19 protein-coding genes and 2 pseudogenes are annotated in these 21,149 nt (G+C 72.6%); 17 read left to right on the top strand and 4 right to left on the bottom strand.

What is annotated here, in order from left to right; translation table 11 throughout:
• The first annotated feature begins 16 nt into the window (after window positions 1-16).
• Genes ACIOKD_RS00455 through ACIOKD_RS00425 form a run of 7 tightly spaced genes read left to right on the top strand, consistent with a single transcriptional unit; the run spans window position 17 to window position 3,867 of the window.
• A complete protein-coding gene (locus ACIOKD_RS00455; protein ID WP_402076463.1) occupies window positions 17-283 on the top strand; it encodes a gas vesicle protein GvpG in 267 nt (88 codons plus the stop codon).
• Window positions 280-999 (top strand): DNA primase, encoded by a 720-nt coding sequence (locus ACIOKD_RS00450; protein ID WP_402076462.1) that lies wholly within the window; start codon window positions 280-282, stop codon window positions 997-999. Before ACIOKD_RS00455 ends, ACIOKD_RS00450 begins: the two co-directional genes overlap by 4 nt.
• The gene (locus tag ACIOKD_RS00445; RefSeq protein ID WP_402076461.1) at window positions 992-2,152 is read left to right on the top strand and encodes an SRPBCC family protein; all 1,161 of its coding nucleotides are present in this window, start codon (window positions 992-994) and stop codon (window positions 2,150-2,152) included. The genes ACIOKD_RS00450 and ACIOKD_RS00445 overlap by 8 nt, the downstream gene beginning before the upstream one ends.
• Window positions 2,149-2,526: a gas vesicle protein gene (locus ACIOKD_RS00440; RefSeq protein ID WP_402076460.1), complete on the top strand. Its 378-nt coding sequence runs from the start codon at window positions 2,149-2,151 to the stop codon at window positions 2,524-2,526. Before ACIOKD_RS00445 ends, ACIOKD_RS00440 begins: the two co-directional genes overlap by 4 nt.
• Complete coding sequence (locus ACIOKD_RS00435) at window positions 2,523-3,314, top strand: GvpL/GvpF family gas vesicle protein (RefSeq protein WP_402076459.1); 792 nt, start codon at window positions 2,523-2,525, stop codon at window positions 3,312-3,314. The genes ACIOKD_RS00440 and ACIOKD_RS00435 overlap by 4 nt, the downstream gene beginning before the upstream one ends.
• Window positions 3,311-3,499, top strand: a complete 189-nt coding sequence (locus ACIOKD_RS00430) for a gas vesicle protein (protein ID WP_107016810.1) — start codon at window positions 3,311-3,313, stop codon at window positions 3,497-3,499. Before ACIOKD_RS00435 ends, ACIOKD_RS00430 begins: the two co-directional genes overlap by 4 nt.
• 41 nt (window positions 3,500-3,540) lie before the next feature.
• On the top strand, window positions 3,541-3,867 hold the full coding sequence (locus ACIOKD_RS00425) for a gas vesicle protein K (RefSeq protein ID WP_402077635.1): 327 nt from the start codon (window positions 3,541-3,543) through the stop codon (window positions 3,865-3,867).
• A gap of 144 nt (window positions 3,868-4,011) precedes the next feature.
• Here the strand turns inward: ACIOKD_RS00425 and ACIOKD_RS00420 are convergent, their stop codons facing one another.
• Window positions 4,012-4,845, bottom strand: coding sequence for a methyltransferase domain-containing protein (locus tag ACIOKD_RS00420; RefSeq protein ID WP_402076458.1), 834 nt, complete (start codon window positions 4,843-4,845; stop codon window positions 4,012-4,014).
• 96 nt (window positions 4,846-4,941) lie between these two features.
• A complete protein-coding gene (locus tag ACIOKD_RS00415; protein WP_402076457.1) occupies window positions 4,942-6,432 on the bottom strand; it encodes a bifunctional phosphatase PAP2/diacylglycerol kinase family protein in 1,491 nt (496 codons plus the stop codon).
• A gap of 81 nt (window positions 6,433-6,513) precedes the next feature.
• On the opposite strand from ACIOKD_RS00415, the gene ACIOKD_RS00410 reads away from it, so the two are divergent.
• The 5 genes and pseudogenes from ACIOKD_RS00410 to ACIOKD_RS00390 form a co-directional block, all read left to right on the top strand.
• Entirely contained in the window at window positions 6,514-8,133 is a 1,620-nt protein-coding gene (locus ACIOKD_RS00410; RefSeq protein ID WP_402076456.1) for an ABC-F family ATP-binding cassette domain-containing protein, read from the top strand.
• Between the two features lie 625 nt (window positions 8,134-8,758).
• Window positions 8,759-9,553 (top strand): RNA polymerase sigma factor SigF, encoded by a 795-nt coding sequence (locus tag ACIOKD_RS00405; RefSeq protein ID WP_402076455.1) that lies wholly within the window; start codon window positions 8,759-8,761, stop codon window positions 9,551-9,553.
• A gap of 285 nt (window positions 9,554-9,838) precedes the next feature.
• On the top strand, window positions 9,839-10,627 hold the full coding sequence (locus tag ACIOKD_RS00400) for a hypothetical protein (RefSeq protein WP_402076454.1): 789 nt from the start codon (window positions 9,839-9,841) through the stop codon (window positions 10,625-10,627).
• Window positions 10,628-10,844: 217 nt separating this feature from the next.
• Complete coding sequence (locus ACIOKD_RS00395; protein WP_402076453.1) at window positions 10,845-12,086, top strand: aminotransferase class I/II-fold pyridoxal phosphate-dependent enzyme; 1,242 nt, start codon at window positions 10,845-10,847, stop codon at window positions 12,084-12,086.
• A pseudogene (locus ACIOKD_RS00390) lies at window positions 12,083-12,682 on the top strand (MBL fold metallo-hydrolase); the annotation flags it as partial. The gene ACIOKD_RS00395 and the pseudogene ACIOKD_RS00390, both read left to right, overlap by 4 nt.
• A 395-nt stretch (window positions 12,683-13,077) precedes the next feature.
• On the opposite strand, the gene ACIOKD_RS00385 reads toward ACIOKD_RS00390, so the two are convergent.
• Window positions 13,078-13,707 (bottom strand): DedA family protein, encoded by a 630-nt coding sequence (locus ACIOKD_RS00385; RefSeq protein ID WP_402076452.1) that lies wholly within the window; start codon window positions 13,705-13,707, stop codon window positions 13,078-13,080.
• A 71-nt stretch (window positions 13,708-13,778) separates the two neighbouring features.
• A pseudogene (locus tag ACIOKD_RS00380) lies at window positions 13,779-14,543 on the bottom strand (MBL fold metallo-hydrolase); the annotation flags it as partial.
• An 84-nt stretch (window positions 14,544-14,627) separates the two neighbouring features.
• Here ACIOKD_RS00380 and ACIOKD_RS00375 point away from each other — a divergent pair.
• The 5 genes from ACIOKD_RS00375 (at window position 14,628) to ACIOKD_RS00355 (ending at window position 21,051) form a co-directional block, all read left to right on the top strand.
• Entirely contained in the window at window positions 14,628-15,053 is a 426-nt protein-coding gene (locus tag ACIOKD_RS00375; protein ID WP_402076451.1) for a hypothetical protein, read from the top strand.
• A 236-nt stretch (window positions 15,054-15,289) separates the two neighbouring features.
• Window positions 15,290-17,356, top strand: a complete 2,067-nt coding sequence (locus ACIOKD_RS00370; protein ID WP_402076450.1) for an alkaline phosphatase family protein — start codon at window positions 15,290-15,292, stop codon at window positions 17,354-17,356.
• Window positions 17,357-17,678: 322 nt separating this feature from the next.
• A complete protein-coding gene (locus tag ACIOKD_RS00365) occupies window positions 17,679-18,740 on the top strand; it encodes an ATP-binding protein (protein ID WP_402076449.1) in 1,062 nt (353 codons plus the stop codon).
• 68 nt (window positions 18,741-18,808) lie between these two features.
• Window positions 18,809-20,551, top strand: coding sequence for a hypothetical protein (locus tag ACIOKD_RS00360; RefSeq protein ID WP_402077632.1), 1,743 nt, complete (start codon window positions 18,809-18,811; stop codon window positions 20,549-20,551).
• A 74-nt stretch (window positions 20,552-20,625) separates the two neighbouring features.
• A complete protein-coding gene (locus tag ACIOKD_RS00355) occupies window positions 20,626-21,051 on the top strand; it encodes an OsmC family peroxiredoxin (protein WP_402076448.1) in 426 nt (141 codons plus the stop codon).
• The last annotated feature ends 98 nt before the right edge of the window (window positions 21,052-21,149 follow it).

Below are 21,149 nucleotides of genomic sequence, written 5' to 3'. Positions count from 1 at the left end.
CCCAGGAGTTGATGGCATGGGGCTGATCGGAGAGGTCCTGATGCTGCCGTTCGCCCCCGTGCGCGGCAGCCTCTGGGCCATGAAGCAGGTGGTGAACGAGGCCGAACGCCAGTACTACGACCCGGCGGTGGTCCGCGCCGAGCTCGGCAATCTTGAGGAGCGCCTTGAGGCCGGCGAGATCGACGAAGCGGAGTTCGACCGTATGGAGGACGAGCTCCTCGACAGGCTGGAGATAGCCATGACCAGGAGCACCGGAACAGGCGACAACGGGACTACACGATGAACCGACTAGGGCTTGGCCTCGCCGTAGGGGCCGGGTACGTCCTCGGACGTACGAAGAAGATGAAGCTGGCCTTCGCCGTCGGCACCATGGTGGCGGGCAAGCGGATGCACCTCAGCCCGCGGGCGCTCGCGGACCTGGTCTCCACGCAACTGCAGAACAACCCGCAGTTCAAGGAGATCGGGGACCAGCTGCGCGGGGACCTGCGTGGCGTGGGCAAGGCCGCCACCGGAGCACTCGTCGAGCGCCAGATCACCGGCCTCGCCGACCGGCTGCACGGACGGACCAGCCAGGTGCAGGACCAGCTCGCGGGCGTGGTCCCGGTCGAGGTACCGGACGTGCCCGGGGTCGGCGGCAAGAAGCGCCGCAAGCGGGACGAGGAGCAGCCGGACGACGAGTACGACGACGTCGAGTACGACGACGACGAGTACGAGCAGGACGACGACTCGGAGGACTCCGCCCGCGACGCGGACGACGACGAGGCGGCCGAGGACGACGAGAAGCCGCGGCCGCGCAAGCGGGCCCCCGCGAAGAAGACAGCGAAGGCGCCCGCGAAGAAGGCCGCCGAGAAGGGCAGCCCCGGCAACGAGGCTCCGGCGAAGAAGACGGCGGCCAAGGCCGCGAAGAAGGCCCCGGGCAGGAAGACGGCCGCGGCGAAGACCGCCACGCGCCGCACCACCCGGGCCCGTACGACGAGGGGAGGCGGCGACGATGACTGACACCCTCGGGTCCGCAACCAAGCAGGCCAAGAGCAACCCGTTGACCTCCCTCGCGCAGAGCGAAGCGGTCGACCGGCTCAAGGAGGAGGCCCAGGCGTATCTGGCCGCCCAGGTCCAGCGGGCGCTGGTCGGGGTCGGGACGAAGCTCGGCCAGACGACGGGCAAGCTCAACGACATCGCCTCCGGCGACAGCCCCGGCTTCGCCAAGCTCGCCCTCGACGGCGGCCGCAAGCTGGCCGACGGCAAGGGGCCGATGCGCACCGCGCTGGAACTCGGCGCGGGCAAGGCCAAGGACAGTGTCGTGGGCGCCTTCAAGAACCTGACCGGCGGCAAGGGCAAGCGCAAGGGCGGTGCCGGCAAGAAGCCGACCGTCATCATCGAGTTCATCGACGTCGGCGTGCCGCTGCGCACGGCGTACGACCAGTGGACCCAGTACCAGGACTTCAGCACCTTCGCCAAGGGCGTCAAGAGCGCGAACCGCGCCGACGACACGACGTCCGACTGGCAGATGAAGATCTTCTGGTCCAGCCGCAGCTGGAAGGCCCACACCACCGAGCAGGTGGCTGACCAGCGGATCAGCTGGACGTCCGAGGGCGCCAAGGGCACCACCAAGGGTGTCGTCACCTTCCACTCGCTCGCCGAGAACCTCACCCGGGTGCTGCTGGTCATCGAGTACTACCCCAAGGGGCTCTTCGAGAAGACCGGCAACATCTGGCGAGCCCAGGGCCGCAGGGCACGCCTCGACCTGAAGAACTACGTCCGCTTCATCACCATCAAGGGCGAGGCGGACGACGGCTGGCGCGGTGAGATCCGCGACGGCGAGGTCGTCACGAGCCATGAGGACGCGGTCGCGGAGGAAGAGGAAGCCGAGCAGGCCTCCGAGGACGCTTCCGAGGACGGCTCCGAGGACGCCGAGGCCTCCACCGACGAGGAGTCCGCCGAGGAGGACGAGCTGCCCGAGGGCGAGGAGGCGTACGAGGACGAGGACGCCCCCGAGGCCGAGGCCGAGTACGAGGACGAAGAGGCCCCGGAGGACGAGGAGGCCTACGAGGAGGACGCGCCCGAGGCCGAGTACGAGGACGAGGAAGTCCCGGAGGACGAGGAGGCGGACGAGCGCGAACGCGAGCCCGCCGGTGCCCGGAGCCGTCGATGACCACGGCTCAGCGCCTGCCCGACCCCTATGGGAACGGCGGCGGCGCCAACCTCGCGGACATCCTCGAACGGGTCCTGGACAAGGGCATCGTGATCGCGGGTGACATCCGGATCAACCTGCTCGACATCGAACTGCTCACCATCAAGCTGCGGCTCATCGTCGCCTCCGTCGACAAGGCGAAGGAGATGGGCATCGACTGGTGGGAGACGGATCCGCAGCTTTCCTCCCGCGCCGGGCGCGACGAACTCGCCCGGGAGAACGCCGAGTTGCGCGCACACGTCGCCGAACTGGAGGGCGCGCGCGGCGAAGTGACCGCGGGCGGGCGCGAGCCGGTGGAGACGTCGCGTAAGACGGAGAGGGAAGCACAAGGATGAGTGGCCTGCGTTACGTCTACGCCGTCTGCCGCCCGTTCGGTACACCCCTGCTGGCCCAGCTGGCAGGGGTGGCCGGGGTGCCACCCAAGCAGCTGGTCCACGGCGACCTGGTCGCCGTCGTCGGCCAGGTGCCCGAGCAGGACTTCGCGGAGGGGCCGCTGCGGGCCCATCTGGAGGACCTGGACTGGCTCGGCGCGACCGCGCGGGCCCACCAGAACGTGATCGACGCGCTCACCGTCGTCACCTCGCCGCTGCCGCTCCGGCTCGCCACGGTGTTCCGGGACGACAGCGGCGTGCGGTCGATGCTGGAGGAGCGGGAGGAGACCTTCCTGCGGACTCTCGACCGGCTGGACGGGCGGGTCGAGTGGGGGGTGAAGGTGTACTCGGAACCCACGGAGACGTCCGAGGAGCCCGACCTCTCCGGCGGTACGGGTGCGCGGCCCGCCTCCTCTCCCGGCAGGGCCGGGTCGGGGCGCGACTATCTGCGGCAGCGGCGCAACCAGCGCAAGGAGAGCGAGGAGAAGTGGGAGCGGGCCGAGGAGTTCTCGCGCCGGCTCCACGAGTCCCTTTCCGGGTACGCGGAGGACACCCGGATCCACGCCCCGCAGAACTCTGCGCTCTCCCGCGCGCCCGGCCGGAACATCCTGAACGCCGCCTACCTGGTGCCGCGGACAACGTCCGAGGCGTTCGTGGAACTGGTGGACCGCACGAAGGACGACGCGCCGGGACTGCGCGTCGAGCTGACCGGTCCGTGGGCGGCCTACTCGTTCAGCGGGGAGGACGCGTGACCGTCGTGGAACGCCGGGAGGTCGCCCTTGTCGACCTCCTCGACCGGCTGCTCGCGGGCGGGGTCGTCATCACCGGCGACCTCACCCTGCGGATCGCGGACGTTGATCTCGTACGCATCGACTTGAACGCGCTCATCAGCTCGGTGAACGAGAACGTGCCCGCGCCCTGGGAGGAGATGCTGTGAGCGGCGGAGAGACACTCCGGAGAGTCGTCGACGACGCGGTCCTGGGCACCGGGGCCGGTGCCGGGGCCGGTGCCGGTGCCGGGAAGAAGGCCGGGCGGAGCCGTCTCGACCTCGAACCGGACACGGTGGAGCGGGATCTGATCAAGCTGGTGCTGACCGTGGTCGAGTTGCTGCGGCAGTTGATGGAGCGGCAGGCCGTCCGGCGGTTCGACACGGGGGATCTGTCGGAGGACCAGGAGGAGCGGATCGGGTTGACGCTGATGCTCCTCGACGACCGGATGGCGGAACTGCGTGACCGCTACGGCCTCCGCCCCGAGGACCTGAACCTCGACCTCGGCCCGCTGGGCCCACTGCTCCCCAGGGACTAGCTTTCGGCTGCGGGCCGGTGGGGGTTGCTCGCGCCGTTCCCCGCGCCCCTAAAAGACTGCGCCGTTCCCCGCGCCCCTCAGGGGCGAAAAGCTGGGGCGCAGCCCCGCTTTTCAGGGGCGCGGGGAACTGCGCACCTCGCGGTGTCAGGGCGTCGGCTTGCGGTACAGGATCTCGCCGTGCAGGACCGCGAACCACGCGTCCTCCTGCGAGCCCCACGCCCGCCACGCAGTGGCGATCTCCCGCAGATGGCCCACCTCCGCGTGACCCCCTTCCACGGCGAGCCCCGCGTACGCGGACGCCACCGTGCGGTCCGCCCACAGCCCGCTCCACCACGCCCGCTCCTCGGCCGTCGAGTAGCACCAGGTACCGGCCGAGGCCGTGATGTCATCGGCGCGGAAGCCGGCCGCCCGCGCCCACGACTTCAGGCGCCGCCCGGCATCCGGCTCACCCCCGTTGGCGCGCGCCACCCGCCGGTACAGGTCGAGCCAGTCGTCCAGGCCGGGGGACCGCGGATACCAGGTCATCGCCGCGTAGTCCGAGTCCCGGACGGCGACGAGACCGCCCGGCTTCGTGACCCGGTGCATCTCCCGCAGCGCCTGCACGGGATCGCCCACGTGCTGCAGCACCTGGTGGGCGTGGACGACACAGAAGCTGTCGTCCGGATACTCCAGCGCGTGGACGTCCGCGACGGCGAAGTCGACGTTCTCCAGGCCCCGTTCGGCCGCTGTGGCGCGTGCCTGGTCCAGGATGCCCGGCGCGTGGTCGACGCCGGTGACACGGCCGTCCGGGACCAGTCCCGCCAGGTCGGCGGTGATGGTGCCGGGCCCGCAGCCGATGTCCAGGATGCGCATATGGGGCTTGAGCGAGCCGAGGAGGTAGGCCGCCGAGTTGGCGGCCGTGCGCCAGGTGTGCGAGCGCAGCACGGACTCGTGGTGGCCGTGCGTGTACACGGCGGTCTCTTTCGGCACCTTCGACATGGCGGCATCCGTTCACTCGGTACGGGAGTACCTGTGAAGCTACGCCGCCATGTCGAAGTGTGAGACCTGCGTCTTGTCATACGGACTGACGGCAGGTCAGCAGGGGCCGCTCGGCCGATAGACGGTCAGTGCCTCCGGGAGCTTCTGGATCGTCACATCGCCCTCGACCCGCCTGACTTCGCCGTCGAAGGCCAGCAGCGTGCCCGGTTCGACGCCCTGCACACGGAGGCCGCCCACGCGGAGCGCCGCGTGCACGGGGGACCGGGTCAGCGGTCCGGCGACGGCCGCGGCCAGCAGGCGTACGGCCGGGAAACGGCCACCGTGGACGACCCGCACATCGAGGAGACCGTCCGCGAGGTCGTAACGCCGGGCCGGAATCGGCCCCATCCGGTGATACGTGCCGTTGCCGGCGAACAGCAGCCACAACGGCCGCTCCCTGCCGTCGAACTCGGCCCGCAACGGGTGCCGGCCCGCGCGCACGACACGCAGGGTCGCCACCACCCCGGCCGGCCAGCCGCCGATCCGCTTCGACCAGTGGTCCCGCTCGCGCACCAACTCCGGATAGACACCGAGGCTGCAGTTGTTGAGGAAGTAGCCCTCCTGGTCACCGGCGGAGTACCGGCCCACGTCCACCCGTACGGCGTCGCCCTCCGTCAGGGCGCGGCTCAGGCCGCGTACGTCCTCCACGCCCAGGTCCTTCGAGAAGTGGTTGAGCGTGCCGCCCGGCAGCACGGCGAGCGGCAGGCCGTGGCGCAGGGCGACCGTGGCGGCCGCGTTGATCGAGCCGTCGCCGCCGCAGATTCCCAGCACCTCGGCACGGGCCGCGGCCTTCTCCAACTCGGCCCGCAGGTACTCCGGTTCGCACTCCACGACCTCGGCGAGCGGCAGGGCGTCCCCGATGGCGCGCATCCGGTCCGCGGTGCCCGCGGAAGTGTTTACCACCAGCACCAGACCCTCCCCGTCCCGTAAGGCGGGCACGTCGGCGCGCGGCCGACCCGGGGGCGGCAACTGGTCACGGGTCGGCACGAGACCGCGTACGGCGAAGGCGGCACCCGCGCCGAACGCCGCCCCGGCGAGCACGTCGCTCGGGAAGTGCGCGCCCGTGTAGATACGGGACAGGGCCACCGCGGCGGCCACCGGGGCCACCACCGAGCCGAGCCTTCGGGACTCCAGGGCGACGCCCGTCGCGAAGGCCGCCGCCGACGCCGAGTGCCCCGAGGGGAAGGACGTGGTGATCGGCTGCCGCTTCAGCTGCCGCATCACCGGCACGGCGTCGAGCCGTGGGCGCGGACGGCGTACCGAACGCTTGCCCACCGTGTTGATCGTGGCCGACGCCAGGGCCAGCGAGGCGATCCCGCGCACGGCCGCGCGGCGCGCCCGCGGCGAGCGGGTCGCCGCGAGGGCCGCGGCCGCGCCGAACCACAGCACCCCGTGGTTCGCGCTGCGGCTCAGCCTCGGCAGCAGCGGGTCGGCGCCCGGCCAGTGCCGGGTCGCGACCGCCTCGAACAGGCGGTGGTCAAGGGCCATCAGCCGGTTCAGCAGGGCATGGCCGGCCCCGGTGGCGGTGAGGTCTACTTCTGCGGTCATGCTCCATCGTCTACCCCACCGGGCCGCCGGCGCGCATATCGGTTTGCCCCGTCGCCCGTCCGCCCCGGACAATGCGCGACCATGGGACATCTCGAAGCCGCACACCTGGAGTACTACCTCCCCGACGGGAGGGCGCTGCTCGGCGACGTCTCCTTCCGGGTGGGCGAAGGGGCCGTGGTGGCGCTCGTGGGGCCCAACGGCGCCGGAAAGACGACACTGCTGCGGCTGATCTCGGGCGAGCTGAAACCGCACGGCGGCACGGTCACGGTCAGTGGCGGACTAGGGGTGATGCGCCAGTTCGTGGGATCCGTACGGGACGAGACGACCGTGCGTGATCTGCTCGTGTCGGTGGCCCAGCCCCGGATCCGCGAGGCCGCCCAGGCCGTGGACCGCGCCGAGCACGCCATGATGACGGTCGACGACGAGGCCGCCCAGCTCCAGTACGCGCAGGCCCTCTCCGACTGGGCGGAGGTCCAGGGGTACGAGGCCGAGACGCTCTGGGACATGTGCACCATGGCCGCGCTCGGCGTGCCCTACGACAAGGCGCAGTTCCGCGAGGTACAGACCCTGTCGGGCGGTGAGCAGAAGCGGCTCGTGCTTGAGGCGCTGCTGCGTGGCTCCGACGAGGTGCTGCTCCTCGACGAGCCGGACAACTACCTCGATGTCCCCGGCAAGCGCTGGCTTGAGGAGAAGCTGCGGGAGACCCGCAAGACGGTCCTGTTCGTCTCCCACGACCGGGAGCTGCTCGCCCGCTCCGCCCAGAAGATCGTCAGCGTGGAGCCGGGACCGGCCGGCGCCGACGCCTGGGTGCACGGCGGCGGCTTCGCCACGTACCACGAGGCCCGCCGCGAGCGCTTCGCCCGCTTCGAGGAGCTGCGGCGGCGCTGGGACGAGAAGCACGCCCAGCTGAAGAAGCTCGTACTGAACCTGCGCCAGGCCGCCTCGATCAGCCACGAGCTGGCCTCGCGCTACCAGGCGGCGCAGACCAGGCTGCGCAAGTTCGAGGAGGCCGGGCCGCCGCCGGAGCCGCCGCGCGAGCAGGACATCACGATGCGCCTGCACGGCGGACGCACCGGCATACGGGCCGTGACCTGCAAGGGTCTGGAACTGACCGGGCTGATGAAACCCTTCGACCTGGAGGTCTTCTACGGCGAACGGGTCGCCGTCCTCGGCTCGAACGGCTCGGGCAAGTCGCACTTCCTGCGGCTGCTGGCGGGCGGCGAGGTGGCGCACACGGGGGAGTGGAAGCTCGGCGCGCGCGTCGTGGCGGGTCACTTCGCCCAGACCCACGCGCACCCCGAGCTGCAGGGACGCGCGCTGCTCGACATCCTGTGGAGCGAGCACTCCCAGGACCGGGGTGCCGCGATGTCCCGGCTTCGGCGGTACGAGCTGACGGCTCAGGCGGAGCAGCGGTTCGACCGGCTGTCCGGTGGCCAGCAGGCCCGCTTCCAGATCCTCCTGCTCGAACTGGAGGGGTCCACGGCCCTGCTCCTCGACGAGCCGACGGACAACCTCGACCTGGAGTCGGCGGAGGCGCTGCAAGAGGGGCTTGAGGCGTATCAGGGCACGGTGCTGGCCGTCACCCACGACCGGTGTTTCGCCCGCGAGTTCGACCGGTATCTGGTCTTCGGGAGCGACGGGCGGGTGCGGGAGACGGCGGAGCCGGTGTGGGACGAGCGCCGGGTCGAGCGTTCGCGCTAGCGCTTCGCCGGGCCTGGGACGGGGCGAGGCGGGGCGGGGCGGGTGCGGGCCGGTGGGGGCTGGTCGCGCCGTTCCCCGCGCCCCTGAAACGATTGCGCCGTTCCCCGCGCCCCTGAGCAGGGGCGCGGGGAACGGCGCGGAACTCACGACCGCCTCGGCCAGCGTGTCCGGCGCGTACTGGTCGCGCAGGACACCGATCAGCTCACGCGGACCCGCGGGGAACGACGTACGGCCCGGACTCCGCGCCAGTTCGAGGCGCACGTCCGCCACCGTCGTGCTGCCCGCGCCCGGCCGCACCGGGCCTCCGGCAACCGGCAACCGGCAACCGGCAACCGGCAACCGGCGGACGGCGGATCGTCGTCGGCGACCGGTTACGGGTCGTGCCACTCCGACATCGACATCGACACGAAGTCTTCGGATCGTGGGGAGACCGGCTTCGGTCGGCCCCGGAAGCCGCGTGTTTGCCCCGTGGAACCCGGGGCAGGCGGACACTCAGTGCTTCGGACAGGAGGCACGTCCGTGGGAGTGGTGTGTTACCCGCCCCCGGGTGTGCCCGTCCGGCCCAGGGTGCGCTCCCACGGTTGCCCGCCCGACCACAGCACCCCTCAAGGGAGTTGCCGTCATCATGCGAACTCACGCGAGCGCCAGGCACCACCCGCACGACGACGCCCCCGACACCGCGGAGGACTTCCGCAGGCTTGCCTCGTTGCCCCCCGGCCGGCCGCGCGACACTCTTCGTGAGCAGATCATCGAAGCCTGGCTGCCCATGGCGGAGCGGCTGGCGGGCCGGTTCCGCAGCCGCGGTGAGAACTTCGAGGACCTGCGGCAGGTCGCGGCGCTCGGTCTGGTCAAGGCCGTCGACCGCTACGACCCCGAGCGCGGCAACGCCTTCGAGAGCTATGCCGTGCCGACCGTCACCGGTGAGATCAAGCGTCACTTCCGTGACCACATGTGGACCCTGCACGTGCCGCGCCGGGTCCAGGACCTGCGCAACCGCGTCCGCTTCGCGCGCCAGGACCTGTCCCAGACCATCCCCGGCCGGCAGCCCACGGTCGAGGAGATCGCCGAGCACGCGCAGATGAGTGAGGACGACGTACGCACCGGTCTGGAGGCCCTGGAGAGCTTCACGGCGCTCTCGCTGGACGCCGAACTGCCGGGCAGCGAGGACGGCTACTCCCTGAGCGACGCGCTGGGCTCCGCCGATCCGGCCCTCGACATCGTGATCGACCGCGAGTCGGTCAAGCCCCGTCTGGAGGCCCTGTCCGAACGGGAACGGGCCATCCTCTACATGCGGTTCTTCAGCGACATGACCCAGAGCCGCATCGCCGAACAGCTCGGCATCTCCCAGATGCATGTCTCCCGGCTGATCAGCCGCTGCTGCGACCGGCTGCGGGACCAGATCATGCAGGACGTCGCGTGACTCGTCGTGTCGCACGTCGCGTGACTCGTCGTGTCGCACGTTTCGTGGCACGGCGTGCGACAGGAGACGTGACACCTTCGGCGCTCTTCTTCTTCTGACGCAACCGGCACAGGCACGTGCCGTTTCACCCGCTCGGGCGTCCGTGTGGCACGAATGGTGTCCGGCCGCGCGCGCACCGGGCGGGGGCGGGCTCTGATGGGCTGCGGGGCATGCCGGTCGTGCCCCGCCTCCGCCGCCGTACCCGGGCGTGGGGGCCCAGCCGACGGCCGAAGGAGACCGAGCCCCATGCCCCTGAGCCGTACCGCTCGCGCACTGTCCGCCACCGCCTTCACCACCCTCGTACTCGGCACCGCCGCGACGGCCGCGTCCGCGGACTCGGGGGCCGAGGTGAGCCCGCGCACGGTGGCCCCCGGCGGCAGCGTCACCCTCTCCGTCACCTGCGAGTCGACCGGCGGGCACCCGCCCGAGTCCATCGACGCCACCTCCGAGGCCTTCGAGCACGGGACCGTGCGACTGCACAGGGCCGGGCACGCCGGGCGCAAGGAGGACCCTGCCGGGATGGGGGACCCCACCGAGATGGACGACCCGGTGGGTGTCGAGGATCCGGCCGGCACGGGTGACGAGGACCCGGTGGGCCCGGACGACGTGGGTCCGCCGGCAGTCGAGGAGCCCGCGGGTGTCGGTGATCCGGGAGGCCAGGACGACCCCGCGAACAAGGCGGAAGCGCCGGGCGGCCTCACCTACAGCGGCACCGCCCGTATCGCGCCCGCCGCGGACTTCGGGGAGGGCGGCGCGGACGGCGCGGGCAAGGGCTCCGAGTGGCGGGCCGAGGGCGTCTGCCCGGCGGCGCCCGGCGGCCGGGGCAAGGAGTGGAGCGCGTCCTTCACGGTGTCCCTCGGCGCGTCCCACGACAACTCTCACGGCACGCGGGTCCCGCACGGGGTGCACGCCGGCGAGGGCGGCACCTTCAACGACTCCACGGCCGCCCTGGTGTCCGGCGGTGTCCTCATCGCGGGCGCGCTGGGCGCCGCCGTCCACAAGCTGCGCCACCGGGAGTCGTCGCCGAACGACTGAGTCGCGAAGCGGATCACCGGGTACGGATCACTGGGTACAGGTCACTGGGTACAGGTCACCGGGTACGGGTCACTGGGTACTGGGACCCCAGAAGCACGGACCCCCCCAGAAGCACGGACCCCGCAGAAGCATGGGCCTCAAGGGCCCCTAGGAGCACGACCGGCACCGTGGGAATCCGGAGCGACGGGTCCAGGGAGCACTGCGCGGAGGTACACAGATGCGGCGGACCGAGCCGGAAGGGCACGGACCTGTCCGTTACGGCCCACCTCTCCCCGGCCACGGCCTGCCGCCACCACCCGGACTCGTCGCCGCGGCGAGTGGCACGCACACCGAACCGACCGGCGGTGGCGCTGATCTCCTGGACGCCGCCCGCGGCTACTGGACCAGGCGCGGACTGCCCGCCGACCGCGACCGGACCGTCGCGGCGCCCGGCGCCCCCGCCCTGCTCCTCGCACTGACCGCGGCCCTCGGCGGTGACGTGCTGGTGCCTCGCCCCTGCGCGGCCTGGTGGACGCCGCAGGCCCGTCTGCTGGGCGCGTCCGTCTTCCCCGTGGGCACGCCCGCCGAGTGCGGTGGCGTCCCGGACCCGTACGCCCTGCTGGAGACCGTGCGCCGGGTGCGTGCCGAGGGCGGCGATCCGCGGCTGCTCGTGCTGTCCGTGGCCGACGACCCCGCCGCGACCGTCGCGCCGCCCGAAGTGGTCCACGAGACCATCGAGGCCGCCGCGGGCGAGGGCCTGCACGTGGTCAGCGACGAGACCTGGCGCGACACGCTGCACGAGCGGCAGGACACCGTGCTGATCGGCCCCGCCGAGATGCTGCCGGACCGGGTCACGGTCCTGACCGACCTCTGTGGCCCGTTCCTCCCGGCCGGCTGGCCCGCCGCGATCGCCCGCTTCCCCGCCAACGACACCGGCACCGCGCTGCGCGACCGCGTCCTCGACGTCCTCACCGCCCTCGACGCCCGCATCGCCGCACCGGTCGCCTCGGCCGCCGCGTACGCGCTCGGCGAACCCGACGAGATCACGCACCGCCTCACCGCGTCCGTACGGCTGCACGCGAGCGTCGCCGCCGCCGCGCACCGGGCGCTCACCGCGGCGGGGGCCCTCGTCCGGCCCCCTCGGGCGGGGCGTCACCTGTACGCCGACCTCGGTCCGCTGCGGTCCGCGCTCGGCGCGCTCGGGGTCGGCGACGCACAGGAACTGGAGGACTTCCTCAGCGTCCGCCTCGGCATGCCGACGCCCGGCGGACACCGCTTCGGGGACGAGCTCGGTGCCCTGCGCGTACGGCTGTGCACCGAACCGTTCCTCGGCACAACCGACGACGAGCGCACGGCGTCCCTCCTGTCACCACAACCTCTGGAACTGCCGCATGTGCAAGCCGTGTTGCGTCTGCTGGGATCGACCTTCGACGATCTCCGCGACGACGATGACGCTCGGCGACGGGAGTCCCCTCGATGACGGAGCAGTCCGAGTCGGCCACGACCACCACGGCCAACACCTCGGCGACCACCTCCCACACGAATGCCGTGCCCGGTGCCGGGACGCCGCCCGCCGAGCCGCGACCGCTCGGTGAACGGCGGGTCTGGCCCCGTTCCTTCGCCGGGCGGCTCACCGCACCGCTGCCGGGCCTCAGCGGCTTCGCGCGCTTCGCCCGCGAGGGGGCGCTGCGGCCGGGGCCCGGGGGACTCGCCGACATCTCGCGACTGCCGTACGAGCCGGGCCAGTTGCCCCGGGTCGACTCCGGCACGGTCGCCGTCTCCTGGGCGGGGCACGCCAGTTGGGGGGTCCAGATCGGTGGCCTCACGGTGCTCACCGACCCGGTCTGGTCCCGCAGAATCCTCGGAACGCCCGCCCGGATCACCCCGGTCGGCGTGCCCTGGAGCGCCCTGCCGCGCGTCGACGCGGTCGTCATCAGCCACAACCACTACGACCACCTGGACGCACCGACCCTGCGCCGGCTTCCGCGTGACACACCGGTGTTCGTCCCCGCGGGCCTCGGCCGGTGGTTTCGGCGGAGCCGCTTCACGCGGGTGACCGAGCTGGACTGGTGGGAGGACCTGTGGGACCTCCCGGTGGGCGCCTCCCGCACACTGCCGTGAGAGGGGCCTGCTGGCTGTGCGCCGCGGGCCGGTGGGGGCCGGTGGGGGCCGGCCGCGCAGTTCCCCGCGCCCCCGAAGGGCGCGGCGCTTCGCGCCGGGCCCTTGGAGGATCTGTGGCCCTTACTGGTAGGGGCCGCACGCTCCTGCTGTGACCGTCCCGCCGGGCCCGTCAGGTGCGCGCCCGGCCACGACGGGCCCGCAGGGTGGCTTGCTGCTGCACGTGTGCCGCCGGTCGGTGGAGGCGGGTGCCGCAGTTCCCCGCGCCCCCGAAGAGCGCGGCGCTTCGCGCCGGGGCGCCGGGTGGGCTGTGGGACCTTCCGTGTCCGGCCGGGGCCCCTTACGGGGCGCCCCTAGCGGGCCGCCGCGCTGCGGACGCGGCGCCACAGCGCCGGGGCCAGGCTGAGGATCACCGTCAGGAGGACCGCCGCGAGCACGCCCTCCCAGGGCTCCTTGAACAGGGAGCCGCCCAGCACCCCGATGAGCTGGTACGTCGCGGCCCACGCGAGGCAGGCCGGCGCGTTGCCGTGGGCGAACCGGCGCATCGGCCATTTCGCCATCAGGCAGGCGAGCATCACCGGTATGCGTCCCGCGGGGACCAGCCGGGACAGCACCAGCACCGCGACCCCGTGGTCGGCGAGCTTCCCCTGGGCCTGGGCGAGCCGCTCCTCGGGCGCGCGGTCGCGGATCGCCGCGAGCCAGCGCGAGCCGTTCTTCGACTTCATGCCGCGTCGCCCGAGCCAGTACAGCGTGATGTCCCCGAGGAAGGCGGCCAGCGCCGACACCACGAAGACCAGCAGCATCGAGAAGGGTGCCGCCTGGTGGACCGCCACCACGGCCGCCGAACTCACCAGCGCGCCCGTGGGAATGACCGGCACCAGTGCGCCGATCAGCACCAGCAGGAACAGCGACGGATAACCGAGCGCCTGCTGAGTGGCCACAGTCGGCACGGTCGTGACCGCGACGGCGAGCACAGGTCTCACCGGGTTCCGCCCTCCCGCTCGTCGTCGCCCCGACCAGCCGGTGCGTCCCCAGGTGAGGACCGGTACCCCATGATCTTGGGTCGCACACTTTCGCCGTGGTCGAGCAGGTGCACGGTCACGCCGGGCGCGCGCTCGGCGGCCAGGCGCACGAACTCGGCGCCCGGTGCGTGGAATTCGTGGGGGCGCACGGAATCCATCCCGATGGGCCAGTACGTGCCGTAGTGCACCGGCACCGCGCTGCCGGGCCGCAGCAGGGCCAGCGCGTCGGCGGCCCGACCCGCGTCCAGGTGCCCCTCGCCCAGGTACGGCCCCCAGCCGCCGACCGGCAGCAGCGCCACGTCGACCGGTCCGACCTCCTCGGCCATCGACTCGAACAGCCCGGTGTCCCCGGCGAAGTACGTCCGGGACTCGCCCTCGATCACATAGCCGAGGGCGGGCGCGCGATGCGGACCGACCGGCAGCCGCCGCCCGTCGTGCCGAGCGGAGACGACCCGTACGACCAGGTCACCGACCTGGACCCGGTCGCCGGGCGCCACCTCGGTGAGCTCCGGTCCGCCGAGCCTGCGCAGTCCGGGCACCGCACGCCGGGCGCCGCGCGGCACCAGGAGCCGGGTGTCCGGAGCGAGCCGGGACAGCGACGGGACGTGCAGATGGTCGGCGTGCAGATGAGAGATGAGCGTCACATCGGCCACCGCCGCCCCGGCCGGGGGCGGCGCGCCCCGGCGCCTGCGCAGATGCGCGAGCCGGCGCGCGAAGAGCGGGTCCGTGAGCACGCGTACTCCCGAGTCCTCCACCGTGCAGGTGGCGTGACCCCACCAAGTGATCTCCACCGGCACTCCTTTGCCTCCTTCGCGCGACTCCCCCCGAGCCTACGGGCAGGAGTAGGGTCGGCGACGAAACCCGGAGGTGAGGGGGACGCCATGGGAGACACACGCCGTACCTCCGGCATGCTCCGCGTGACGACGATCGCCAGCCTGACGCCGTTGGAGGAGCTGGACGAGGACCCCTTCCTGGTGGACTCGCGCAGCCAGCACGCCATGTGCGCGCACTGGGCGGCCGAGCGCGGCTACGTGGTGACGAGGGAGCTGCTCCTGCGGGGGCTGCGGCCCGACCACTGCGCGCTCTGGGAGGACGCCGAGGCCGGCCTCGTGGACCTGTTCGTCGCGCCCAGCCGCCGGGTCCTGGAGCGGGCGCTCGCCTCCGTCGACGCGTTCACCGCCGAGTGCGCGAGGCGTGGCGTGCGCGTCGAGACGGTCGGGCACGAGGAGCCCGCGTACGACGCGCAGATGAAGGCGCGGGTGCATCGCCGGCTGTCGATGCCCACGGCCGGGTACGACGGCCGCTGAGCGCTCCGCGCGACGGCCGGACCCCCGGTGGGCGCGGGGTGCTTGTCGTTCGTGGGTGCTTGTCGTTCGTGAGCGGGTGCCGGTCCGGTGGGGGCTCGCCGCGCGGTTCCCGCGCCCCTCAAGGGTCCGGCGGAGCCTGCCGTCGGCGTGTGGCAGGGTGGGCCCGGCCCCGTCGGCCGGAGGGCGGGCTCGGAACGTGAGGCAGGCATGACGTGCGGAAAGAACGATGGCGGAGGGTGGGGAGCGCGGTCTGGCGGAGCGTCGCCGTGTGGGCGGTCTCCACGGTCACCATGCTCGCGCTCGCCGGGATCCTGCCGGACTTCAGGCTCCAGTCGACCGACGGTGACAGCGCCACCAGCATCGCCGTCACCGCCGCACTGGGCGCCGGAGCCTTCGGCGTGCTCTCCTCCGTCGTGTGGCCCCTCCTCGTGCGGGCCCTGCTCCTCGTACCCGCTCTCGTCCTCGGTGTGCTCGTCTTCTTCCTGAACGGCTCGCTCCTGATCCTGGCCCTGCGCCTGGACCCCTCGGGGCAGAGCGAGGCCGCCCCGGAGACCGCCGTGGTGGTCGCCGCGGTGATGTCCGCGGTCGCCTCGGCGACCGGCGGGGCGCTGGCCGTGCGGGACGACGACGCGTACCGGCGCAGGCTGTACCGGCTGTCCGACCGCCGCCGCGGACAGGCGCCGCCGCCCGGCGCCCTGTCAGCTCCCGGCACGGTCTTCCTCCAGCTCGACGGTGTCGGTCACGACGTACTCGTGGACGCCATCGGACGCGGTCTCATGCCCACCGTGGCCGCCTGGCTGGGCGAGGGCCCGGGAGCACGCACCACCCACCGGCTCGCGCCCTGGCGCACCGACTGGTCCAGTCAGACCGGCGCCAGCCAACTGGGCATCCTGCACGGCTCCAACCACGACATCCCCGCCTTCCGCTGGTACGAGAAGGACACCCGGGAAATCGTGGTCTGCAACCGGCCCACCAGCGCCGCGGAGCTGCAGCGCCGTGCCATCGAGCGCACCGGCGACGGCGGCCTGCTCACCGTGGACGGCGCGAGCCGCGGCAACCTCTTCAGCGGGGGCGCCGAGCAACTGGCCCTGGTGCTCTCCGTGGCCGCCAGGCGAGGCAGGGAGAACCGCTCGCGGGCGGGCTACTTCGCGTACTTCTCAGACCCCGCCAACGCGGTCCGTACCGCGCTGTCCTTCGTCGCCGACGTCGGCCGCGAGATCGGCGAGTCCACCCGGACCCGGCTGAGGAAGCAGCGTCCCCGTGTCGGCCGCGGCGGTCTCTACCCGTTCATCCGGGCCTTCGCGACCGTCATCGAGAGGGACGTCGTCGTCGCGGCGGTGATCGGGGACATGTTCGCCGGACGCGCCTCGGTCTACGCGGACCTGGTCGCGTACGACGAGGTCGCGCACCACTCCGGGCCGCGCAGCCGGGACGCGGAGAAGGTCCTGCAGCGCCTGGACCGCTCGCTGGCCCTGATCGAGCAGGTCGCCGAGCACGCGCCGCGCGCCTACCGCGTGGTCCTGCTCTCCGACCACGGCCAGAGCCCGGGGGAGACCTTCCACGCCCGTTACGGCCTCGGTCTCGGCGAACTCGTCCGGGCGGGCTGCGGGCTGCCCGTGCCGCGCAAGGCCCGGCGTACGCACAGCGGTGCCGAGGCCAGGGCGGCGGTGCGGGCCGCGCTGCGCAGGCCGGTGGAGGAGGGCGGCGAGCAGTTCCTGCCGCCCCTGCCTCCGTCGGAACCCATCGTGCTGGCCTCCGGGAACCTGGGCCTGGTGTCCTTCCCGGACGTGCCGCACCGGATGAGCCGCGAGGAGATCGACGCGCGGCATCCGGCGTTGCTGACCACGCTCGCGAACCATCCCGGGATCGGGTTCGTGCTCGTGCGCAGTGAGGAGCACGGCGGGCTCGTGCTCGGCGCGCACGGCGCGGAGATCCCGCTGGACGAGCTGGACGACGACCCGGGCCCGCTCGCGGACTTCGGGCCGGGCGCCGCCGACGCCGTACGCCGCACGCACTCGTTCCCGCACGTCGCGGACGTCATGGTGAACTCCTGGTACGACCCCGAGGACGGCGAGGTCCTCGCGTTCGAGGAGCAGATCGGGTCGCACGGAGGGCTGGGCGGGGCGCAGGGGCGCCCCTTCCTGATGTCGCCGCTCACGCTCTCGCCGCCGGTCGGGGCGGGGGAGGAGCTGGTCGGCGCCGAGCAGGTGCACCGGGTGTTGCGGCGGTGGCTGCGGGAGGACGACGGTCCGCAGGTGCCGGTCGGCGACGGCGCCGCGCTCAACGACCAACACCCGGCGTGACCGCCCGCCTGCGGGCCGGTGCGGGTTGATCGCGCCGTTCCCCGCGCCCCTCAGGTGAGTTGTGCCTGGCGCGGGTGGTCGGCTACGGGTCGGATGTGGCTGGCCGCGCAGTTCCCCGCGCCCCTGAAGGGGTGGGGGTTGGCCGCGCCGTTCCCCGTGCCCCTCAAGGGCTGAGGCAGGGGTGTGGGGAACTGTGTAGTCGGCCACGACGTGCTCGCGGACAGACCACCCCTCGCGGCGGAAAATGGGCTGCGAGGGTGGCCAGGGTCCGCGCACACTGGGCGTGACCCACCCCCACCCCCCAGCCCTCAGGAGCCCCTGCGTGCAGGCAGCCGTCACCGTCACTCCCGCCCGTGTACCGGAACTGCTCCTCGGTCTCGCGACCGTGCGACCCGTGTTCCTCTGGGGCGCCCCGGGCATCGGAAAGTCCTCCCTGGTCAGGGAGTTCGCCGAGTCGCTGGGCCTGGAGTGCGTGAGCCTGCTGGGTACGCAACTGGCGCCGGAGGACCTGATCGGCGTACCGCAGATCAGGGACGGCCGCTCGGTCTTCTGCCCGCCGGAGGCGATCGCGCGCGACGAGCCCTACTGCCTGTTCCTGGACGAGCTGAACGCGGCGACCCCGGACGTCCAGAAGGCCTTCTACTCCCTGATCCTCGACCGCCGCATCGGCAACTACGAGCTGCCCGCGAGCTCGATCGTGATCGGCGCGGGCAACCGCTCCACGGACAACGCGCTCGCCCGCCCCATCGCGTCCGCGCTGGTCAACCGCCTCACGCACATACATCTGGAGGTCTCGGCGAAGGACTGGCTGGTGTGGGCGGCGGCCAACGACATCCACCCGTGGGTGCTCGACCACCTCACCGACCGCCCCGACCACCTGTGGTCCAAGCCGCCGAAGACGGAGGAGCCGTTCTCCACGCCCCGCTCCTGGCACATGCTCTCCGACGCCCTGCGCTCCTTCGGCCCGACGCTCGACGAACCGACACTCAAGGTCATCGCGCACGGCACGCTGACGCCCGCGCACGCGGTCGCCTTCTGCGGCTATGTGAAGATCGTCCGCAGCCGGTTCGGCATCGAGGCGATCCTCAAGGGCGAGGCCCGCTGGCCGAACCGCGTCGAGGACCGTGACCTGCTGTACTACCTCGCCGAGTCCTTCCGGGGCCGCCTCGTCAAGGAGCTGCCCACCAGCAAGGAGCACGCCTCGGCGAACGGCCGGCAGACCGCGTACCGCGCCAAGTCGCTGCTCGTGCAGCTCGCCGAGATCTCGGTGGAGGTCGCGCAGAGCGTCATCGCCTCGGACGAGGACGGCAACCCCGTGCTGCCCGCCTGGTTCCTGGTGGAGGCGGCCCGCGACATGCCCCGGCTGGTGGAGGCCCGCCGGTGACCCGTACGGGCAAGCAGGCGCAGCGGCAGACCGAGAAGGACCCGGCCGCCGAGGCGTTCGCGGAGGGGATGCGGCTCGTGCGGAGCAACCGCGCACTCGCCGCCATCGGCTTCAGCGTCTGCCGCCAGGAGGACTGCGAGGAGTCGCCCCGTGACGGGCTCGTCCGCGTCGACTCCGACGGCGTGCTGCACGTTCACCCGAAGCGCCGGGCCGAGCCCGCCGAATGGGCCTGGGCGGTCGCGCACGCCGCCCTGCACCTCGGCTTCGGACACGTCCCGGCGCACAGGACCGTGCGGGAGCAGCCCGACCGCTTCGACCTCGCCGCCCGCTGCGCCGTCGTCAACCGCTTCCTGCTCGGCTTCCCCATCGGCCTGACCCCCGCGGACCTGCCGATGTCGTACCCCGACGGCGACGAGGAGCAGCTCGCCGCGCGCTGGCGCCGCGACGGCGCCGGCGTCCCCGCGGTGTACGAGCGCTGCGGTACGGCGGGCAGCGAGCCGGACCAGCTGCTGGTGCCGTGGGACACCTGGCGGGGAGGTTCCGCGCCGGACTGGCAGCTAGCCTTCGCCCACGCGCTGACGCGCACCGTGTCCGCCGCGATGGACCTGGCGGGCGGCCGGCGCGACTCGATGCGCGGCGGCATCACCCCGCGCCGGCCGTGGGAGCGGGCACTGAGCTGGTTCGTGTCCTCCTACCCGCTGCTCGGCGGCATCGCGGCCGGCATCACGATCGTCGCGGACGCCGAACTCGCCCACGCGCACGGCATCTCCGTCGCCGCGGTCGACCCGGAGGCCGCCGAGATCTACATCAACCCGCTGCGGCAGTTCGACGACGAGGAGTGGCGGTTCGTCCTCGCCCACGAGATGCTGCACGCCGCGCTGCGCCACGGCGACCGCTGCGGCGTCCGTGACCCGTACCTCTTCAATGTCGCCTGCGACTACGTCATCAACTCCTGGCTGGTCGAGATGCAGGTCGGCGTGGCGCCCGAAGGACTGCTGTACGACCAGGAGTTGAGGGACCTCTCCGCCGAGGAGGTCTACGACCGGCTGGCCACCGACCTGCGCCGCCACCGACGGCTGGCCACCCTGCGCGGCAAAGGCGTGGGAGACATCCTCGGCGGTCCCCTCGGCTCGCCCCGCGACTACGTCGACCTCGACGAGTTCTACCGCCGAGGCCTCGCCCGGGGCCTCGACCTGCACCAGCGGCAGGAGCGCGGACACCTGCCCGGCGGGCTCGTCGAGGACATCCGCGCGCTCAGCCATCCGCCACTGCCCTGGGACGCCCAACTGGCGCGCTGGTTCGATGAGTTCGTCCCGCGCCCCGAACCGCTGCGCACCTACGCCCGCCCGTCCCGCAGGCAGGCCGCCACCCCGGACATCCCGCGCGCCGGACGGTACTTCCCGCCCGAGGAGATCGCCCGCTGCACGTTCGGCGTGGTCCTCGACACCTCCGGCTCCATGGACCGCACCCTGCTCGGCAAGGCACTGGGCGCGATCGCCTCGTACGCCGAGGCCAGGGACGTACCGGCGGCGCGGGTCGTCTTCTGCGACGCGGCACCGCACGACGCGGGCTTCGTCCCGGTCACGGAGATCGCGGGGCGGGTACGCGTCCACGGCCGGGGCGGCACGATCCTGCAGCCCGGCGTCGACGTCCTGCACCGGGCGAAGGACTTCCCGCCGGGTGCCCCGGTCCTGATCATCACGGACGGCTGGTGCGATGTGCTGCGGGTCCGCCGCGAGCACGCCTATCTGATTCCGCAGGGCGCGTCCCTGCCGTTCACCGCGCGGGGGCCGGTCTTTCGGGTGCGCTGAGCCCGACGGTGACCCGAGTGTGATCGGATGGTGCCACGGACCCGGAACCGGGCCCTCGTCGAAAGGGAATCATCGTGGCAACAACGCGCTCCGCACACACCGTCTGGGAAGGCAACCTGCTTCAGGGCAACGGCGTCGTCACCTTCGACTCCTCCGGCATCGGCGAGCAGCCGGTGTCGTGGCCGTCGCGCTCCGAGCAGGCGAACGGCAAGACCAGCCCGGAGGAGCTGATCGCCGCCGCCCACTCCAGCTGCTTCTCCATGGCGCTCTCGCACGGCCTCGCCGGCGCCGGCACCCCGCCCACCAGGCTCACCACCTCGGCGGACGTCACGTTCCAGCCGGGTGAGGGCATCACGGGCATCCACCTCACCGTGGAGGGCACCGTGCCGGGCCTCGACGACGCCGCGTTCACCGCCGCCGCCGAGGACGCGAAGAAGAACTGCCCGGTCAGCCAGGCGCTGACGGGCACGACGATCACGCTGACGGCGAAGCTCGCCTGACAACCCGCCGCTTCGGCACACCGCCCTTGAGGCAATGCCGCGCCCCCGTGAGAGGGCGCGGCATCGTCATGTCCGGGCAGGTCCGGGGCACTTGCCCC

It is taken from the genome of Streptomyces sp. NPDC087844 (assembly GCF_044742785.1).
Classification (GTDB): Bacteria; Actinomycetota; Actinomycetes; order Streptomycetales; family Streptomycetaceae; genus Streptomyces.
Note: the sequence above shows the minus strand (reverse complement) of the source record. Positions and strands in the feature narration are given on the sequence as shown.